Origin of the sequence: Plantactinospora sp. WMMB334 (assembly GCF_049179095.1) — a bacterium.
GTDB lineage: Bacteria > Actinomycetota > Actinomycetes > Mycobacteriales > Micromonosporaceae > Plantactinospora.
On sequence record NZ_JBMHME010000002.1, the window covers coordinates 683,980 to 701,340 of the forward strand.

Consider the following 17,361-nt stretch of genomic DNA (forward strand, 5'->3'; position numbering starts at 1 on the left):
ATGGTAACCGGAGGCACCGGATTCCTGGGCTCCCACTCGGTGGCGGAGATCCTGCGCGCGGGTCACCGGGTGCGCCTGCTGGTCCGCGACCCGGCCACGGTCGCCCCCGCCCTCGGGCCGCTCGGCGTCGACCCGGACGGTCCCGAGGTGTTCCGGGGCGACGTGACCGACCCGGACGCCGTCGCCCGGGCGGTGCGGGGCTGCGACGCGGTGCTGCACGCCGCCTCGGTCTACAGCTTCGACAGCCGGGACCGGGCCGCGATGCGGGCGGTCAACGTCCGCGGCACCGAGCTCGTGCTCGACGCCGCGGTGGCGGCCGGCGCCGACCCCGTCGTGTACGTGTCGAGCTTCGCCGCCCTGCTCCCGGCCGCCTCGGCGCCGCTGCACCCCGGGTCTCCGGTCGGGGCGCCGCGCGAGGCGTACATGGCGACCAAGGCCCGCGCGGAGGAGGTGGCCCGGCGGGCGCAGCGGGCCGGTGCCCCGGTGGTGATCACCTATCCGCTGGCCACCCTCGGCCCGGACGACCCGAAGCGGGGCGACCAGGCCACCCGGGTCCGCAACGCCCTGCGCGGCCTGATGCCGATGTGGCCGTCGGGCGGCTTCCCGGTCGGCGACGTCCGGGACGTGGCCCGGCTGCACGCCGCCGTGCTGACGCCGGGCCGGGGACCCCGCCGGTTCCTCGCCCAGGGCCGGTACGTCAGCACCCGCGAGTTCGTCCGGGTGCTGCGCCGGGTCACCGGCCGCACGCTGCCCGCGCTGCACCTCCCGGCCGCTGCCATGCTGCCGGTCGGTGCGCTGACCGACCTCGTCCAGCGGCTGGTGCCGGCGCACATCCCGGCGGAGTACGGCGCCATCTACACCTGCCGGGTCGGCCGCGACGTCGACACCACCGCCACGGACCGGCTCCTCGGCCCGGCACACACCACCTTCGAGACCACGCTGCGCGACACCGTCCGCTGGCTGCACCGGGCCGGGCACCTCCCGGACCGGCTCGCCGGCACGGCCGCCGTACTGGAGGCGACGTGATCATTTCCGACGGACAGTGGCGGGAGACCCGGGACGCGATGCTGCGGGCCGGTGACGGGTTCGCGGAGCTGCTCGACGCCGCGCCGGACCCGGCGGCCCGGGCGACCCGGTCGTGGTCGGTGGCACAGACGGCCGCGCACATGGTCTCGCTCGCCTGGGCCTGCGAGACCATGGTCGAGCCCGGCGCCGCCGCCCGGGACGCCGCGCTGGAGCGGCAGCTCCGGGCGACCCAGGTCGACACCGTCCGGGACTTCAACGACCTGCTGCTGCGCCGGTACGTCCTGGAACGTGACCTCGCCCCGCTGGCGGACCGGCTCCGCGAGCACGTCCGGGTGGTGCTCCGGGCCACGGACGGGCGCGATCCGACCGAGGCGGTCGACTGGCTGGGCGAGTCCCGGCTCCCGCTCGGCGGCCTGCTGGCGCACCTGACCAACGAGCTGCTGATCCACGGCTGGGACATCGCCCGGGCCGGCTCCCTGCCGTGGCGGATCCCGCCCCGCGACGCCGGCCTCTTCATCGAGCTCTTCCTCGCCGGCGTCACCTCGTACGGCTACGGCGCCCTGCTCGACGGCACGGCACCACCGCCGCCCCGGCGGATCGCCGTGCAGTTCCGGTCCCGTCACACCAGCCCGGTCACGATGGTCCTGGACGGCACCGGCCGGCACCCGGGCAACCGGGGTCGGGTGACGATCGCCGAGCCGGGCCCCGGCGACGACGTGCGGCTCTCCTTCCACCCGCCCACGCTGAACCTGGTGCTCTTCGGCCGGATGTCCCGGCTGCGGGCGGCGCTGACCGGCCAGCTCGTCGTACGCGGCCCGCGCCCGTGGCTGCTGCCGGCCTTCCTGCGCACCGTCCACATGCCGGACAACTGACCGACCCCACATGCCGGACAACTGACCGAATCCACATGCCGGAGAGCCGACCGACTCCACACCACATGGCGGAGAGCTGACCGGCCGGGCCGCGCACGACGGTGCCACGGTGTCACCGAGGTGACACCGTGGCACCTTGTCCGATGCGGAGCTGCCGCGTGCGATGCGGAGCTACCGCGCCACCAACCGGGCGAACGCGCGGAGGTCGTCGACGAAGAGGTCGGGCTCCTCCAGGGCGGCGAAGTGGCCACCCCGGTCGAACTCGTGCCACTGCACGATGTTCGGGAACGCCGCCTCGGCGAAGCGCCGGACCGGCCGGGCCGAGTCGCGGGGGAAGACGGCCACGCCGAGCGGCACGGGCAGCGGCGGCGGCGCGGCCGGCGGGGTCGGCGCGGTCGGCAGCTGGTCGGCCGTCTCGTAGTAGAACTGGGCGGAGGAGCCGGCGGTCGCGGTCAGCCAGTAGACCATGACGTTGGTCAGGATCCTGTCCCGGTCGATCGCGTCCTCGGGAACCTTCGCCGAGTCGCTCCACTCCCGGAACTTCTCCACGATCCAGGCGAGCTGCCCGACCGGCGAGTCGGTGAGGCCGTACGCCAGCGTCTGCGGGCGGGTGGCCTGGAGCAGCATGTAGCCGGAGCCGTCGGCGAGGAACCTCGCCAGCAGCTCCAGGCGTTCCCGGTCGCCGGGTGCGAGGCCCGCCAGCGCCGCGGGGTCCGGCGGGGGAGCGGTGAAGAGGAAGTTCACGTGCGCCCCGGCGACGTGCTCGGCGTCGAGCCCGGCGAGGGTGAGCGTGATCCAGGAACCCACGTCGCCGCCCTGCGGGATGTACCGCTGGTAGCCGAGACGCCGCATCAGCTCCGCCCACGCGGCGGCGATCCGGGGGACGTTCCAGCCCGGCTCGCGGGCCGGTCCGGAGAATCCGAAGCCGGGCAGGGCCGGGATGACCAGGTGGAAGGCGTCGGCCGGATCCCCGCCGTGCGCCCGGGGGTCGGTGAGCGGGCCGATGACGTCGAGGAACTCGACGACGGAACCGGGCCAGCCGTGGCTGATCAGCAGGGGCACCGCGGTCGGCTCCGGCGAGCGGACGTGCAGGAAGTGCACGTTGGCTCCGTCGATCTCGGTGGTGAACTGCGGGTACGAGTTCAGCTTCGCCTCCGCCGCCCGCCAGTCGTAGCTGGTGCGCCAGTAATCGGCCAGCTCCCTGAGGTAGTCCAGCGGTACGCCCCGGTCCCATCCGCAGTCGGGCATCTCGGCCGGCCAGCGGGTGTCGGCCAGCCGACGTGCCAGGTCGTCCAGGTCGGCCTGCGGGACCGCGATCCGGAAGGGTTTCATGCGCTCACCCGGCCATAGAGGTGGACCGGGACGTCGCGGCGGCCGTTCATGATGAAGGTGCCCTGCGGTTCGAGCTGGTCCTTCGGCGTCGCCAGCTCGAGGTGGGGGAAGCGGTCGAAGAGCGCCGGCAGCATGATCAGGGTCGCCAGCTTGGCCAGCCGGGCGCCGAGGCAGTAGTGCACGCCGTGGCCGAAGGAGAGGTGCGTCTTGTCCCTGCGGGTGGCGTCGAAGACGCAGGCGGTCTCGCCGTGCAGCTCCGGGTCCCGGCCGAGCCCGGCGTAGTCGATCATCACCGGGTCGCCCTGCTCGATCGTCACGCCGCCGATCTCGAAGCGCTCGGTGGCGAAGCGGAACGGCAGGTGCGCGACGGGGGACTCCACCCGCAGGGTCTCCTCCATCACGTCGTTCCAGGACACCTCCCCGGCCGTCAGCCTGGCGCGCAACGAAGGATCGTCGAGGACCGCGACGATGGCGTGGCTGAGGGAGTTGACCATGGTCTCCGAGCCGGCGCCGAGCATCAGGTGCAGCGTCCCGATCAGCTCGTCGTCGGTCAGCCGCCCGCCGTCCTCGTCCCGGGCCGCGATCAGCGCGGTGGTGAGGTCGTCGCCGGGGAACTGCCGCTTGTGCACCACGAGATCGGCGATCGCCTTGGTCCACTGGTCGACGTTGGCGGCCGCCTCCTCCGGGGTGATCCTGGTGTCCACGTTGACGTGCCCGCCGCGCAGCACGTCGGCACGGGACTCCTCCGGCACGCCGAAGAGGTCACACATCATGATCGCCGGAAGCGCCTGGCAGTACCGGGTCTTCAGGTCCACGACCTCGTCGGGGCCGGCGGTGGCCAGCGCGTCGAGGAGCTCCTTCGCCGTCGTCTCCAGCTGCGGCGCCATGGCCTCGACCCGGCGGGTCGTGAACGCCTTGAGGAGCAGCCCGCGCAGCCGGGTGTGGTCGGCACCGTCGTGGGTGGCCATGTTGTCCATGACCGCCCAGGTGATCAGCGGCCAGTCCGGCGGGATCTCCCCGTCGATGAACGCGGGCCAGCTCCGGCGCGGGTTCTTGGAGAACCGCTCGTCGATGAGAATCTGCTTGGCGAGTTCGTAGCTGTGCACCGACCAGGCGAGGACGCCACCCGGGAGTTCCACCCGGGCGATGGGACCTTGCTCGCGCAGCCGATCGGTTTCCGCGTGGGTGTCCTGACCCTGCGGGTCGAGGACGTAGGGGCAGACAGCCTGTTCCATGGTCGGTACCTCCCGTGGCCGATCCGCGTCGTCAACCGGATGTGAGCAGCGGGCACCGGGAATCAGGAAGACCGCGGTCGCTCCTGCGCCGCTCGATCGGTGCCCGGATGCCCGGATCGCTCGATCACGTCTTCACCATAGACGCCGGTCAGTGTGGATCATTCTTCCAACTTGCTGGCCTGCCGGCCGCGCCGACCGCGCCCGACCGGGGCCCGTGACCAGGCCGGTCGTTGCATCATGGAGCCATGGAAACCGACGGCGGCCTCGCCGACCTGCTGCGCCGGTCGGCGCCCCAGGTGCTCGCCACGCTCGTGCGCCGGCACGGCGACTTCGACGCCTGCGAGGACGCGGTCCAGGAGGCGCTGCTGGCAGCCGCGCTGCAGTGGCCCGTGGAGGGTGTGCCGGAGAGCCCTCGCGGGTGGCTGACCACCGTGGCGGCGCGCCGCCTCACCGACCAGTACCGCAGCGAGGTCGCCCGCCGGCGCAGGGAGGCGACGACGGCGGCGCGGCTGCCGGCGGACGAGCAGTGGGTGCCCGGCCCGGACGCCGAACGCCCGGAGGACCAGGACGACACCCTGCGACTCCTCTTCCTCTGCTGCCACCCCTCGCTCTCCGCACCGGCCCAGGCAGCGCTGACGCTGCGCGCCGTCGGCGGCCTGAGCACGGAGCAGATCGCCAGGGCGTTCCTGACCAGCGAGTCGACCATGGCGCAGCGGATCCGCCGGGCCAAGCAGCGGATCAGGGCCAGCGGCATCCCGTTCCAGCTGCCACCCGGGCAGGAGCTGCCCGACCGGCTGCGGGTCGTGCTGCACGTGCTCTATCTGATCTTCAACGAGGGTTACACCGCGACCTCCGGGCCGCAGTTGCAGCGCGGCGAACTGACCGGGGAGGCCATCCGGCTGACCCGGGAGGTGCACCGGCTCCGGCCGGCGGCCGGCGAGGTCGCCGGGTTGCTGGCGCTGATGCTGCTCACCGACGCCCGGCGCGCGGCGCGTACCCGGGTGGACGGCACGCTGATCCCGCTCAGCGAGCAGGATCGCAGCCGCTGGGACCAGGCCGCCATCCGGGAGGGGATATCGCTGCTGACCAGCACCCTGCCGACCGGACCGGCCGGGCCGTACCAGCTCCAGGCCGCGATCGCGGCCGTGCACGCGGAGGCGGCGCGCGCCGAGGAGACCGACTGGCCGCAGATTCTCGCCCTCTACGACCTGCTGCAGCGGGTCTCGCCGAGCCCGGTGGTGGCGTTGAACCGCACCGTGGCGGTGGCGATGGTGCACGGCCCGCAGGCGGCGCTCGGCCTGCTCGGCGGGCTCGCCGCCGACGGCCGGCTCGCCGGGCACCACCGGCTGGAGGCGACCCGGGCGCACCTGCTGGAGATGGCGGGCGACCACCCGGCCGCGCAGACGTGTTACCGGCTGGCGGCGCGCCGGACGGCGAGCCTGCTGGAGCGGCGCTACCTGGAGGACCGGGCGGCCCGCCTGGTGGGCGGGGAGGCGCGGTAGCGGTTTCCGGCGTGGGGTGTCGTCACCGGCCCCCGGCCGCCGTCACCCGTGCCAGAACGGCCGCAACTCCACGGTGCCGATCTGGGCGCCGGGATGGGCGGACGCCACCTGGACCGCCTCCTCGAGGCTGGCGCACTCGATGACGTCGAAGCCGGCCAACTGCTCCTTCGTCTCGGCGAACGGGCCGTCCGAGACCAGCAGCTCACCGTCGCGTACCCGCACCGTCGTGGCCTCGCTGGTCGGGCGGAGGCGGTCGCCGATCACCCGTACGCCGCGGGCCTGCAGGTCCTGAACCCACGCGGTCGCGGCCCTGACCTCTGCCTCGGCCGCCTCCGGGCTCGGCTGGACGGACTCGTCGACGCACACCATCAACAGGTACTTCACCGTCGCCACCCTTCGTGAAGGTCAGGTCACCGCCGGGAGGCTATCAGCTTCCGGCGCCCCCCGGAGACCGGACACGTGCGGCGTATCCGCGTGACAGCAACGGCGAAGATGCGCGGCATCCGGCCGTGGTGTGACAGTCGCCTGGACGGTGGCGGAGCCCCGGGAGGTCCCCCTTGAACGAACATGTCGGTGACCGGGCGGTGGTGCTGGGCGGGAGTGTCGCAGGACTCTTCGCCGCCCGGGTCCTCGCGGACTTCTACCGCACGGTGACGGTGGTGGACCGTGACCAGTTGGTCGGCGCGACCGGTCCGCGCCGTGCCGTGCCGCAGGGACACCACATCCACGGACTGCTCGCCAGGGGCCAGCAGATCCTGGAGGAGCTGTTTCCGGGCTTCACCAAGGAGATGGCCGCCGGTGGCGTCCCGACCCGCGACTTCGGTACCAGCCTGGGCTGGCACTTCAACGGGCGGATGATCCGCAAGGTGGAGACCGACCTGGTCTGCATCTCGCCCGGGCGCTGGCTGCTGGAGGAGCGGATGCGGGCCAGGGTCGGCGAACTGTCCAATGTCGCCTTCCTGGACCGGACCGACGTCGTCGGGCTGGAGGCGAGCCCGGACGGCGGCCGGATCACCGGTGTCTCGGTGCACCGGCGCGACGACGACGGGCCCGGCGGCCGCCAGTCGCTTCCGGCGGACCTGGTCGTCGACGCCACGGGGCGTGGCTCGCGAACCCCGCGCTGGCTGGCCGAGCTGGGCTATCCCCGGGTCGAGGAGGAACAGGTCCGGATGGACCTGACCTACACGACGTGCGACTTCAAGGCGCCGCTGGCGACGGACCCGATCGGCGACGACATCGCGATCATCTCGGTCGCGACCCCCGGCAACCCGCGCGGGGCGACCTTCGCCCGGCTGCCCGGTCGCTACTCGGTCTCGCTCAACGGGATTCTCGGCGACCGGGCACCCACCGATCCGGAGGGTTTCCTCGAGTACGTCCGCTCGCTCCCGGTGCCGCAGATCTTCGAGTCGGTCCGCCGGGCGGAGCCGCTGACGACCCCGGTCTCCTTCCACTTCCCCAGCAGCATCCGCCGCCGCTACGAGCGGCTGGCGCGGTTGCCGGAGGGGCTGCTCGCGCTGGGTGACGCGGCGTGCGTCTTCAACCCGATCTACGCCCAGGGGATGACGGTGGCGGCGATCGGGGCGGTCGTGCTGCGCCAGTACCTCGCCGGCGGCGCGCGGCGGCCGCAGCGGTACTTCCGCGACCTGGCCCGGGCGATCGACCCGCCCTGGGACATGTCCGCCGGCGGTGACCTCGGCTTTCCGGGCGTCGCCGGCCGCCGCACCCTCAAGGTGCGGATGGGGAACGCCTACATGCCCCGGTTGCAGCGGGCGGCCACCGAGGACGCGGTCGTCTCGCACGCCTTCATGCGGGTGGCCGGTCTCGTCGACCGGCCGGAGACCCTGATGCGACCCGCGATGGTCTCGCGGGTGTTGTTTCCGGCCCTGCGCCGGTCGAACGGAGGTTGAGCCGGCCCGTCGGCCGCCGCCAGCACCGTCGCTGCGCCGACCGTCGTGCCGATCGGTGTAACGAGGAGGAGCGGAGATGGAACCAGCCGGGGTAACCGCAACACCCGCCGGGCACGGCGAGCGCGACCCGCGTCGCTGGAGCGCGCTCGTCGTGCTCTGCTGCGCCAGCTTCATGGTGATTCTCGACTCGCAGATCGTCATCGTCGGCATGCCGGCGATCCAGTCGGCGCTGGCCCTGGAGGCCAGCGCGGCGCAGTGGATCCTCACCGCCAACCTGCTCACCTTCGGAGGTCTGCTGCTGCTCGGCGGACGCTCGGCGGACCTGCTGGGCCGGCGCAGGATCTTCATGGCCGGCCTGATCGGCTTCCTGCTCACCTCGCTGATCTCCGGTTTCGCCTGGAACGCCGAGGTGATGATCGCGGCCCGGGCCGTGCACGGGGTCTCGTCGGCGATGATGGTGCCGAGCGCGCTGTCGATCCTCATGCGCACCTTCGAGGAGGGGGCCGAGCGCAACAAGGCGATCGCCGCCTGGTCGGCCGTGGGCGGCATCGGCGCCACCACCGCCATGCTGGTCGGTGGCTGGCTCACCAGCAACCTCGGCTGGGAGTCGGTGTTCCTGGTCAACGTGCCGGTGGTGCTGGTCCTGCTGCTGGTCAGCCCGCTGGTGCTGCGGGAGAGCCGGGACCACGGGCGGCGCCGGACGTTCGACTTCGCCGGCGCGCTGACCAGCACCGCGGCGCTGGTCGCGCTGGTCTACGCGATCTCCGAGGCGCCGGCGGCGGGCTGGTCGAGCATGCGGACCACCGGCCTGCTCGCCCTGGTCGTCGTCCTCGGCGTCACCTTCGTCGGGATCGAGGCGCGGTCCAGTGCGCCGCTGGTGCCGCTGCGCACCCTGCGGATGCGGACGGTCGCGACGGGGAACCTGCTGATGGCCGTCGTCGCGATGCTGGTCTTCTCGCTCTCCTTCCTCTCCTCCCTCTACGGGCAGCAGGTGCTCGGCTACTCGGCCATCGAGTACGGCTTCCTGGGCTCGATCATGCCGGTGATGGCCGTCGTGGGCGCGTACGTCGGGCAGGCGGTGGTCACCCGGCGCGGGTTCCGGCCGGCCGCCGTACCCGGTGTGGTGATGCTCGGCGCCGCGTGCGCCCTGTTGATCATGATCAACGTTCGGGGTGACTACCTCGGCGACCTCTTCTTCCCCTTCGTGATCTTCGGTCTCGGCCTGGGCGTCGCGCACACGACCGCCTCGATCGTCGCGCTCACCGGGGTCGCGGAGGCGGAGTCCGGCCTGGCCTCCGGGCTGGTGCACGCCGCGTTCCAGGTCGGCGGCGGGTTCGGTATCGCCATCGTGTCGACGGTGGCCGTCTCCTTCTCCACCGGGGCCGACCAGCCCAGCGCGCTCACCAACGGTTTCCGGGCCGGCTTCGTCGCCTGCGTGGTCTTCGCGGTGGTCGCGCTCGCCTTCGCGCTGGCACTTCCGGCCCGCCGGGTGGCGGCACCCGCCCCGGCGGACGACGAGATCCGACCCGCGCCGGTCGCCGGAGCGTAGTCCGGCCGCCGGTGTGTAGTCCGGCCGCCGGTGTGTAGTCCGGCCGCCGGTGTGTAGGCCGGTCGTCGGAGCGTAGTCCGCACAGGACTCTGCGGGGCCGCAGGACGTCCGCCGGAAACTCCTCCCGGTTGTCGTCCTCCGGCCCCTCGGCTCCGACCTACCTATGAAAGCCCGTCGAGGCGCAGGAGGAGAGCGAGATGAGCGACGTACAGGTGGCGTCGAGGGAAGACTGGCTGGTCGCCCGCAGGCAACTGCTGGCCGACGAGGAGGAGGCCGCCCGCCGGCTGGCGGAGGTGGCCGCGCAGCGGCGCGCGCTGCCGGCGGTGCGGCTGGAGAAGAAGTACGTCTTCGACGGCCCGGACGGCAAGGTCGAGCTGCTCGACCTCTTCGCCGGGCGCCGCCAGTTGATCGTCTACCACTTCATGTTCGATCCGGCCTGGGAGCACGGCTGCAAGTTCTGCTCGTACCTGGTCGACAACATCGGACACCTGTCGCACCTGCACGCCCGGGACACCGCGCTCGCGCTGGTGTCCCGCGCGCCGTTCGCGAAGATCGAATCGTTCCGGGCCCGGATGGGCTGGGGCGTGCCGTGGTATTCCTCCCACGGCAGCGACTTCAACTACGACTTCCACGTCACCCTGGACGAGGCGGTGGCTCCGGTCGAGTACAACTTCCAGGACCGGGCCACGCTGGAGCGGACCGGGGGGCCGACCGAGGGCGAGGCGGGCGGACTCAGCGTCTTCGTCCAGGAGGGCGGCGCGGTCTACCACACCTACTCGACCTACGGGGAGGGCGCCGCGCTGCTGCACGGCATCGACAACTACCTGGAGCTCACCCCGCAGGGCCGTCCGCTCATCCAGGACAAGGCCGGCTGGCTGCGCCACCACGACCGCTACTGAGGATGTGGTCCCACCTATGAGCGATCACCTTCTCGAGGCGGCGGAGGCGGAGGAGCGGCAGCCGATCGGCGCCGCCGTGGCGGCCCGGGCCCGCTGGGCCGTCACGGCCGTGTTCTTCGTCAACGGGCTGCTGATGACCAGCTACATTGCCCGGCTGCCGGGGTTGAAGGCCGAGCACCGGCTCAGCGACGGCGAGCTCGGTCTGATCCTGACGGTCTACGGCGTGGCCGCAGTGCTCACGATGCAGTTCGTCGGGGTCTTCGTGGCCCGGTTCGGCAGCGCCCGCGTCATCCGGTCGACCCTGGTCGGCCTGCCGGTGGTCCTGGTCGCGGTGGGCCTGGCCGGCGACGCCCTCCAGCTCGCCGCGGCGGTGCTCGTGCTGGGCACGGTGATGGGGGTCCTGGACGTCGCCATGAACGCCCACGCCGTCGCGGTGGAACGGGTGCGGGGCCGTCCGATCATGAACGGCTGCCATGCGGCCTGGAGCGTCAGCGCGGCGACCGGCTCGCTGCTGGCCGCCGGGTTCACCCGGGCCGGCGTCTCGCCGACCGGCCACTTCCTGGCGGTCGGCGCGGTGCTCCTGGTCGTCGGCCTGCTGATCACCGCATGGCTGCTGCCGCCCTCGGCCGACCACGTCCCGCGCTCCCCGGACCGCAAGCGGGTACGGGTGGGCTGGCGGGCCGGCTGGACCAGGACGCTGCTGCTCTTCGGCGTGATGGGCTTCGTCACGATGGTCTCCGAGGCCACCGTGATCAGCTGGAGCGGCGTCTTCCTGCACGACTACCACGGTGCGACGCTCGCGCTCGCCCCGCTGGGCCTCACCGCGTTCACCGCCTGCCAGACGGCCGGCCGGCTCGTCGGTGACCGGCTGCACGTGCGCTACGGGGCGCCGGCGCTCTTCCGTGCCGGCGGCGTCGTGGCCGTCTGTGGCCTCGTGGCCGTCCTGCTGGCCCCGTCGCCGGGGGCCGCCATCGCCGGCTTCGGGCTGCTCGGTCTCGGCGGGTCGGTGTTGCTGCCCCTGGTCTTCAGCGCGGTCGGGCACGCCGGCGGCGACGGACCGGGAGCGGCGACGTTCATCTCCCGGTTCAGCACCTTCACCTACGCGGGCATCCTCATCGGTCCCGCGATGGTGGGGTGGTCCGCCGAGCTGGTCGGCCTCGGCTGGACCCTCGCCGGGCTCGTGCCGTTGCTGGTCGGCGTGGTGCTCAACGCCCGGTTGATCGCCTTCGCCGACCGCGACCGTCCGGTGCCGGCGGCGACCTGACGGGTCACGCATTGCGCACTCGGGAAGGTGCGTGCTTGGTGCCGAAATGTCACGTTACTAAGTGGGCCGGCCGGGTCGGCCGGCCCACTTCTGCCGGAGGTCTCAGGAGGTCATGGTGTTGAGAACCGACGTTCCACCGAGGACGGAGAAGGACGTTCCGTCAGGGCTGGAAACCGCCGTTCCGCAGGGAGTGGAACTTGTCCGGCGGACCGAGGAACTCGTACCCCTGTTGCGGTCGCACGCGGCCTGGACGGACCAGCACAGGCGGCTACACGACGAGGTCATCGAGGCGATGTCGGCCGCCGGGATCTTCCGGATGCGGGTGCCCGCCCGCTACGGCGGGTACGAGAGCGACGCCGGCACCGTCCTCGAGGTGATCAGCCGGATCAGCGGCAGCGACGGCTCGGCCGGGTGGAACGCGGCCGTGTGGTCGATCAGCAACTGGATCGCCGGCCTCTTCCCCGACGAGGCGCAGGACGAGGTCTTCGCCGAGCCGGACGTGCGGGTCTGCGGGGTGCTCAGCCCGACCGCCGGCGCCGAGCCGACCGAGGGCGGCATCGTGGTCAACGGACAGTGGCGGTTCATCAGCGGCGCGCTGCACAGCCAGTGGCAGGCGATCCTCGCCATGGGACCCGCTCCCGACGGCTCGCAGTGGCCGCTGCTGGCGTTGGTCCCGATGTCGGAGCTGGAGATCGTCGACGACTGGCACACCGCCGGGCTGCGGGGCACGGGCAGCGTCACCACGGTCGCGAAGCGGGTCTTCGTGCCGCAACACCGGATCATGCCGATGGTGGCGATCCTCTCCGAGCAGTACGCCTCGCAGCGCAACGCCGGGTCGCCGCTGTTCCGCCAGCCGCTGATCCCGACCGGCTGCGCCACCTTCGCCGCGACCGCGGTCGGACTGGCGAAGGCCGCCCTGGAGGCGTTCCTCGACCGGCTCGGCGAGCGGAAGATCACCTACACCGAGTACACCAGCCAGCGGGACGCGCCGATCACCCACTTCCAGGTAGCCGAGGCGGCCACGAAGATCGACGAGGCCGAGTTCCACGGCCGGCGGCTGACGGATCTGCTGGACGGGAAGTACGCCACCGGTGAGGCGTGGCAGCTCGTCGACCGGGTGCGGGCCCGCGCCGGCCTCGGTCGCGTCTTCCAGCTGACCAGGGAGGCGGTCGGGGTGCTGAAGACCGGCAGCGGCGGCACGTCCATCTACGACGACGTGCCGATCCAGCGCATCGACCGGGACATCCAGACGCTCAACATGCACGCGCTGATGCACCCGAACACCAACGCGGAGCTGTACGGGCGGATCCTCTGCGGGCTCCCGCCGAACACCATGTACCTCTGACCCCGGGACACACCGGACGAGCAGGGAGGGCTGGCGCAGGCGCCAGCCCTCCTGTCGTCGTGTACGGCCCGGCAGGACCTCCGTGCCGCTCAGCTGAAGCAGCGGACCTCGCGCCCGACGCGGTGCGCCTCGGCCAGCAGCCGGTCCTTCCAGCGGTCCCAGAGACCGGCGAGCCGGGACGTGATGACCACGACGTCGACGGAGCGCTCGGCCAGCGGGGTACGCAGGCCGAGCGCGTGGTGGCCGGCGTGCCGCCCGTCGCGTACGGCCCGGTCCAGCAGCTCCCGGTCGAAGTCCATGACCGTGGCCGGCCGCAGGGAGTCCGGGAGGTGGCCGCCCGCGCCGACGACCGCCACCGTGCCGGTCGGCGAGCTGCCGCGCAACGCCTGCTCGATCTCGGCGGCCACGTCCAGGTCGCGCACCTCCCGGGTGTGCCGGAGCAGGTCGGTGTAGTCGTCCTCCCACGGCCAGAAGAGGTCGTCGTCGACGAGCGCCCAGCCGATCTCGATGACCGGCTCCGGATGCCGGGCCACCAGGCGGAGCATGTTCCGCTTGAACTGGTCGAGCTGCTCGCGCCGCTTGCGCTCCTGCAACCCCTCGATCACCCACGCCGAGCGGTCGAACCGGATCGGCAGCCCCCTGCGGTGCAGCAGGTAGCCGAGTTCCAGGTCCTCGACGGCCCAGCCGCGGTGGCCCTCGTCGAAGCCGCCCACCGCCCAGAAGTCGTCGGCACGCACCGAACAGTTGATGGTCCAGAAGACCTGCCACGGGATGCTGCGCCGCTCCAGGTCGTCACCGCACCGCGCGAGTATCCCCTCCCGGAGGTCGAGGAACTCCGGCACCTCGCCGTAGCGGCGTACCGCCTCCTCCGGCGGGTACTGCCGGACGATGTCCGGCACCTCCCACATCGGAGCCTCCGGGTTGTATCCGTAGGCGTACCCGAGCAGGGCGCAGCGCGCCGCGTCGTCCTGGTGGGCGAGGAAGTGCCGCCGGACGAAGTCGGGCCCGGGCAGCGCCCCGGTGTCCAGGAAGACCAGGATCGGCGACGAGGCCAGCCGCGCCCCCTCGTTCCGGGCGAGGGCCACCCGGTTGTCCTCGTCGGCCTGGAAGTGGTATTTCAGGCGCAGCCGGTCCGAGAAGGACCGCGCCACCGACGCCGAGTCGTCCGACGACCCGTCGTCGGAGACCACGACCTCGAACTCCGGCGTGCCCGGCCGCTGCCGGGTCAGCTGGAGCAGCGTGTCGTGCAGTTGGTCGCGTCGGTTGTAGGTGGGGATGACGACCGAGACCTGGGGATCGGTTACGGGTGACGTCACGGCGGGATTCCCTCCGGTTAGATTCCAGCGCGTCCGGACGATCAGAACCTGAGCAGGACCTTGCCCAGGTAGGCGCCGTCGAGCAGGGACGTGATGGCGGGGATCAACTGGTCGAGACCGTCGACGAAGGTCTCGTGCAGCACCACCCTGCCGTCGCGGACCAGCGGAGGGAACTCGCGTTCGAACTCGGGCAGCAGGTCCAGGTGGTCGTTGGTGGTGAAGCCGATCAGGTTCAGCCGCTTGCCGATGACCATCTGCATCGTGCGGTGCCCGTGCGGGCGGCCGGTGCTGTGCTCCTCCGAGCTTCCGCAGAGCAGGATCCGGCCGTGTGGGCGCATGGCGTTGAAGGCGCTGTCGAGTTGCCAGCCGCCGACGTTGTCGTAGTAGACGTCGACCCCGCCGAGCTTCTCCGGCCAGCCGTCGTGGTAGTCGAACGCCTCGTCGTAGCCGAGCTTCTCGGTGACGAACCGCGCCTTCTCGGCGGAGCCGACGCTGCCGACGACCCGGGCGGCCCCGTAGATCCGGGCCAGTTGCCCGACCACGCTGCCGACCGCGCCGGCCGCGCTGGAGACCACCACGGTGTCGCCCTTCTCGATGCCGATCCGGCGCACCCCGCAGTACGACACGATCGCCGAGCTGAGATGGTGCGAGATCGACGGGTACCGGCTGGTGTCGAGGACGGTGAACTCCTTGGCGTCGGCGACCGCGTACTCCCGCCACGCCATGTGGTGCAGGACCACGTCGCCGACCCGGAGGTCGGGGCCGGCCGACTCCACCACCTCACCGATGGCGTGCCCCCACATCGGCTCGCCGAGCTGGAAGTGCGGCACGTGCAGATCGCTCAGGTCACGCATCCGCTGGAGCAGGCCGGGGTCGATCGCCATGTACATGTTGCGGACAACGGCCTGCCCCGGGCCCGGTGCCGGCACCGGCACCTCGACCATGGCCACCTCACCGGGCACCGGCAGGTCGTCGGGGGGGCGGGCGATCAGATGGATCTCACGGCTGACGGTCACGGTCGGCTCTTCCCTCCGAGACGGGGCACGTCGCAGAGCGCGGCGGCGCGAACACTCACGGAAATGAGAATATCGACGTGCCGGATCTGACCAACTTCGAAAAAGCGCAGTTGCCCGCCGGCGTCGGCGACGAGGACGCCGGCGGTGCCGGCCTGCGACCCGGCGGTCAGGATCCCCAGTACGGGACCCAGACACTCTCCGGGCTGAAGCCGCCGAAACTGGCCAGGCTGGAGTTGCCGGCCACCTGGTACGGGCCGCCGAGGCAGTCGTCGTTCATGAACATCGCGGCGCTGCCGCTGTGGGTGTTGACCGCCGAGTGGGCCCGGTCGGCCCAGCCGCGATCGACCAGGCTGACACAGGTGCCGCCAGGGACGAGCGATGTCAACGGCAACATCTCGCCGGTGAAGTTGGAGCCCTCGTAGAGACAGAGCGAGCGGGACGGACAGGGATCCGCGCGGTGCGCGGACGCCGGGCCGGCCGTGGCCGCCGTCGCGGTGGCGAGCAGGGTCACCACCGAGACCGTCGTGACCAGCAGCGCCGAGCGCAGGTTTCCGGTCGACACGGTTACCTCCTTCATATCGCCGTTGACTGAAAAACCGGATCAGTCGGCTCGACCGGCCGGCGACCCGGCCAGACACACCGGGAGCGTCCACGGCTGGCAGAAGGTGCGCGTGACCGGAGGATGCCGACCCTGTCGCCGGTACTCCAGAATCGTCGTATCGAACCGAACGGCGAGGCACCTCCTGGCGTGCGCTTGCCGCGCAGGCAATCGCGTCAGACGCGGTCGTCGTTGAGGACGCTGCTGCACCGGCGGATCGTCCCGAGGTGCAGCCGTCCGGTCAGGGCGGGTGGCAGCAGCCGGCCGGCGAGCCGGGCCGGTGCCGCCGGTGGCGCGTTGGTGATCTCGCTCGCCGCCAGCCGGGAGATCCGGCGTACCCGGCGGCTCCGGATCCGCTCGTACCGGCGCAGGGCGGTGACCGGGTCACCGGGTGTGCGCAGCGCGCGGCGCAGCAGCCAGGCGTCCTCCAGGGCCTGGTTGGCGCCCTGGGCCTGCGACGGCGGAAACGCGTGCGCGGCGTCGCCGAGCAGGGTCGACGGGCCGGTGCCCCAGCGGGTCGGCACCTGGTGCAGGACGTGCGGGTATGCCTGCACGTCCGACTCGGCGAGCCCGGCCAGCAGTTCACCGACCGGCTCGGCATAGGAGGCGAACCTGCCACGCAGCCACTCCAGCACCGGCCGGTCGGCGGGCGCCGGCACGGGTACGTCGAACCACCACTGCAGCAGTCCGCCGCCGGCCGGCATCAGACCGCAGAGCCCGGCCGGGCCGACGAGGCAGCGGGCGGTCACCCCGCCGGCCAGCCCGGGTAGTGCCATGGTCAGGCCCTGCCAGCTCACCCAACCGTTCCGGCTCGCGGGTGCCGGGTCCAGCACCACCCGACGCACCGCGGAGCGGTAGCCGTCGGCACCGACCAGCACGTCCCCGGTGAGCACGTTGCCGGTCGGCGCGTCTCCGGTGGGCGCGTCTCCGCCGTCCGGGTGCCGGGTGGGCGCGTCTCCGCCGTCCGCGTCCCTGGTGGGCGCGTCCCTGGTGGGCGTGTCTCCGGCGGGCGCGTCCCTGGTGGGCGCGTCTCCGGCGGGCGCGGGCCGGGCCAGGCCGGTGACGGTCACGCCGCCGGTCACCACTCGCAGGTCGGAGACGGCGCATCCGTAGCGCACGGTCCCGGGCGGCAGGGCCCCGGTGAACCGGTCGAGGATCGCGGCGCGGGGCACGGTGGCCACGCCGTAGCCGGTGCGGCGGCGCATCACCCGCAGATCCGCACGCCCGAAGGGGCGGCCCTGCGGGGTGTGGAACTCCAGGGTCTCGACGTCGCCACCGAGCCCGTCGAGCGGCACCCCGAGGTCGGCGGCCGCCGCCGCGCCGTTGCTGAAGATCGTCACCGCCGCGCCGTCGGTGCGCGGTCCCGGTGCCCTTTCCAGCACCCGGACCCGGTGCCCGTCGGCCACCAGACCGTTCGCCAGGGCCAGCCCGCCGATGCCCGCACCGACGATGATCACCTCCACGACGACACCCCCGTCCATCGCGATCCGTTCCACTACG

15 protein-coding genes are annotated in these 17,361 nt (G+C 72.4%); 8 read left to right on the top strand and 7 right to left on the bottom strand.

Features of this window, described 5'->3' with window-relative positions:
* Both ACN27G_RS02920 and ACN27G_RS02925 read left to right on the top strand, forming a co-directional pair.
* Positions 1-1,026 (top strand): NAD-dependent epimerase/dehydratase family protein, encoded by a 1,026-nt coding sequence (locus tag ACN27G_RS02920; protein ID WP_421497209.1) that lies wholly within the window; start codon positions 1-3, stop codon positions 1,024-1,026.
* Complete coding sequence (locus ACN27G_RS02925; RefSeq protein WP_421491231.1) at positions 1,023-1,898, top strand: hypothetical protein; 876 nt, start codon at positions 1,023-1,025, stop codon at positions 1,896-1,898. The genes ACN27G_RS02920 and ACN27G_RS02925 overlap by 4 nt, the downstream gene beginning before the upstream one ends.
* A gap of 171 nt (positions 1,899-2,069) precedes the next feature.
* On the opposite strand, the gene ACN27G_RS02930 is transcribed toward ACN27G_RS02925, so the two are convergent.
* Positions 2,070-3,230, bottom strand: a complete 1,161-nt coding sequence (locus ACN27G_RS02930) for an epoxide hydrolase family protein (protein WP_421491232.1) — start codon at positions 3,228-3,230, stop codon at positions 2,070-2,072.
* A complete protein-coding gene (locus ACN27G_RS02935; RefSeq protein ID WP_421491233.1) occupies positions 3,227-4,465 on the bottom strand; it encodes a cytochrome P450 family protein in 1,239 nt (412 codons plus the stop codon). The genes ACN27G_RS02930 and ACN27G_RS02935 overlap by 4 nt, the downstream gene beginning before the upstream one ends.
* A gap of 245 nt (positions 4,466-4,710) precedes the next feature.
* Between ACN27G_RS02935 and ACN27G_RS02940 the strand changes: the two genes are divergently transcribed.
* Positions 4,711-5,967 carry an RNA polymerase sigma factor gene (locus ACN27G_RS02940; RefSeq protein ID WP_421491234.1) on the top strand — a complete coding sequence of 419 codons (1,257 nt, stop codon included), beginning with the start codon at positions 4,711-4,713 and terminating at the stop codon, positions 5,965-5,967.
* Positions 5,968-6,009: 42 nt separating this feature from the next.
* Here the strand turns inward: ACN27G_RS02940 and ACN27G_RS02945 are convergent, their stop codons facing one another.
* Positions 6,010-6,351: a YciI family protein gene (locus ACN27G_RS02945; protein WP_421491235.1), complete on the bottom strand. Its 342-nt coding sequence runs from the start codon at positions 6,349-6,351 to the stop codon at positions 6,010-6,012.
* 173 nt (positions 6,352-6,524) lie between these two features.
* On the opposite strand from ACN27G_RS02945, the gene ACN27G_RS02950 reads away from it, so the two are divergent.
* The 5 genes from ACN27G_RS02950 (at position 6,525) to ACN27G_RS02970 (ending at position 12,931) form a co-directional block, all read left to right on the top strand.
* A complete protein-coding gene (locus tag ACN27G_RS02950; RefSeq protein WP_421491236.1) occupies positions 6,525-7,874 on the top strand; it encodes an FAD-dependent oxidoreductase in 1,350 nt (449 codons plus the stop codon).
* 76 nt (positions 7,875-7,950) lie between these two features.
* On the top strand, positions 7,951-9,423 hold the full coding sequence (locus ACN27G_RS02955) for an MFS transporter (protein ID WP_421491237.1): 1,473 nt from the start codon (positions 7,951-7,953) through the stop codon (positions 9,421-9,423).
* Between the two features lie 197 nt (positions 9,424-9,620).
* Positions 9,621-10,322, top strand: coding sequence for a DUF899 domain-containing protein (locus ACN27G_RS02960; protein ID WP_421491238.1), 702 nt, complete (start codon positions 9,621-9,623; stop codon positions 10,320-10,322).
* 16 nt (positions 10,323-10,338) lie between these two features.
* On the top strand, positions 10,339-11,586 hold the full coding sequence (locus tag ACN27G_RS02965) for an MFS transporter (RefSeq protein ID WP_421491239.1): 1,248 nt from the start codon (positions 10,339-10,341) through the stop codon (positions 11,584-11,586).
* Positions 11,587-11,752: 166 nt separating this feature from the next.
* Complete coding sequence (locus ACN27G_RS02970) at positions 11,753-12,931, top strand: acyl-CoA dehydrogenase family protein (RefSeq protein WP_421497210.1); 1,179 nt, start codon at positions 11,753-11,755, stop codon at positions 12,929-12,931.
* Between the two features lie 89 nt (positions 12,932-13,020).
* Here the strand turns inward: ACN27G_RS02970 and ACN27G_RS02975 are convergent, their stop codons facing one another.
* The 4 genes from ACN27G_RS02975 to ACN27G_RS02990 form a co-directional block, all read right to left on the bottom strand.
* Positions 13,021-14,247, bottom strand: coding sequence for a glycosyltransferase (locus ACN27G_RS02975; RefSeq protein WP_421491240.1), 1,227 nt, complete (start codon positions 14,245-14,247; stop codon positions 13,021-13,023).
* Between the two features lie 41 nt (positions 14,248-14,288).
* Positions 14,289-15,263: a zinc-binding dehydrogenase gene (locus tag ACN27G_RS02980; RefSeq protein WP_421491241.1), complete on the bottom strand. Its 975-nt coding sequence runs from the start codon at positions 15,261-15,263 to the stop codon at positions 14,289-14,291.
* A gap of 166 nt (positions 15,264-15,429) precedes the next feature.
* Positions 15,430-15,825: a peptidase inhibitor family I36 protein gene (locus tag ACN27G_RS02985; protein WP_421491242.1), complete on the bottom strand. Its 396-nt coding sequence runs from the start codon at positions 15,823-15,825 to the stop codon at positions 15,430-15,432.
* Between the two features lie 212 nt (positions 15,826-16,037).
* Positions 16,038-17,357 (bottom strand): FAD-dependent oxidoreductase, encoded by a 1,320-nt coding sequence (locus ACN27G_RS02990; protein WP_421491243.1) that lies wholly within the window; start codon positions 17,355-17,357, stop codon positions 16,038-16,040.
* Positions 17,358-17,361: the final 4 nt, after the last annotated feature.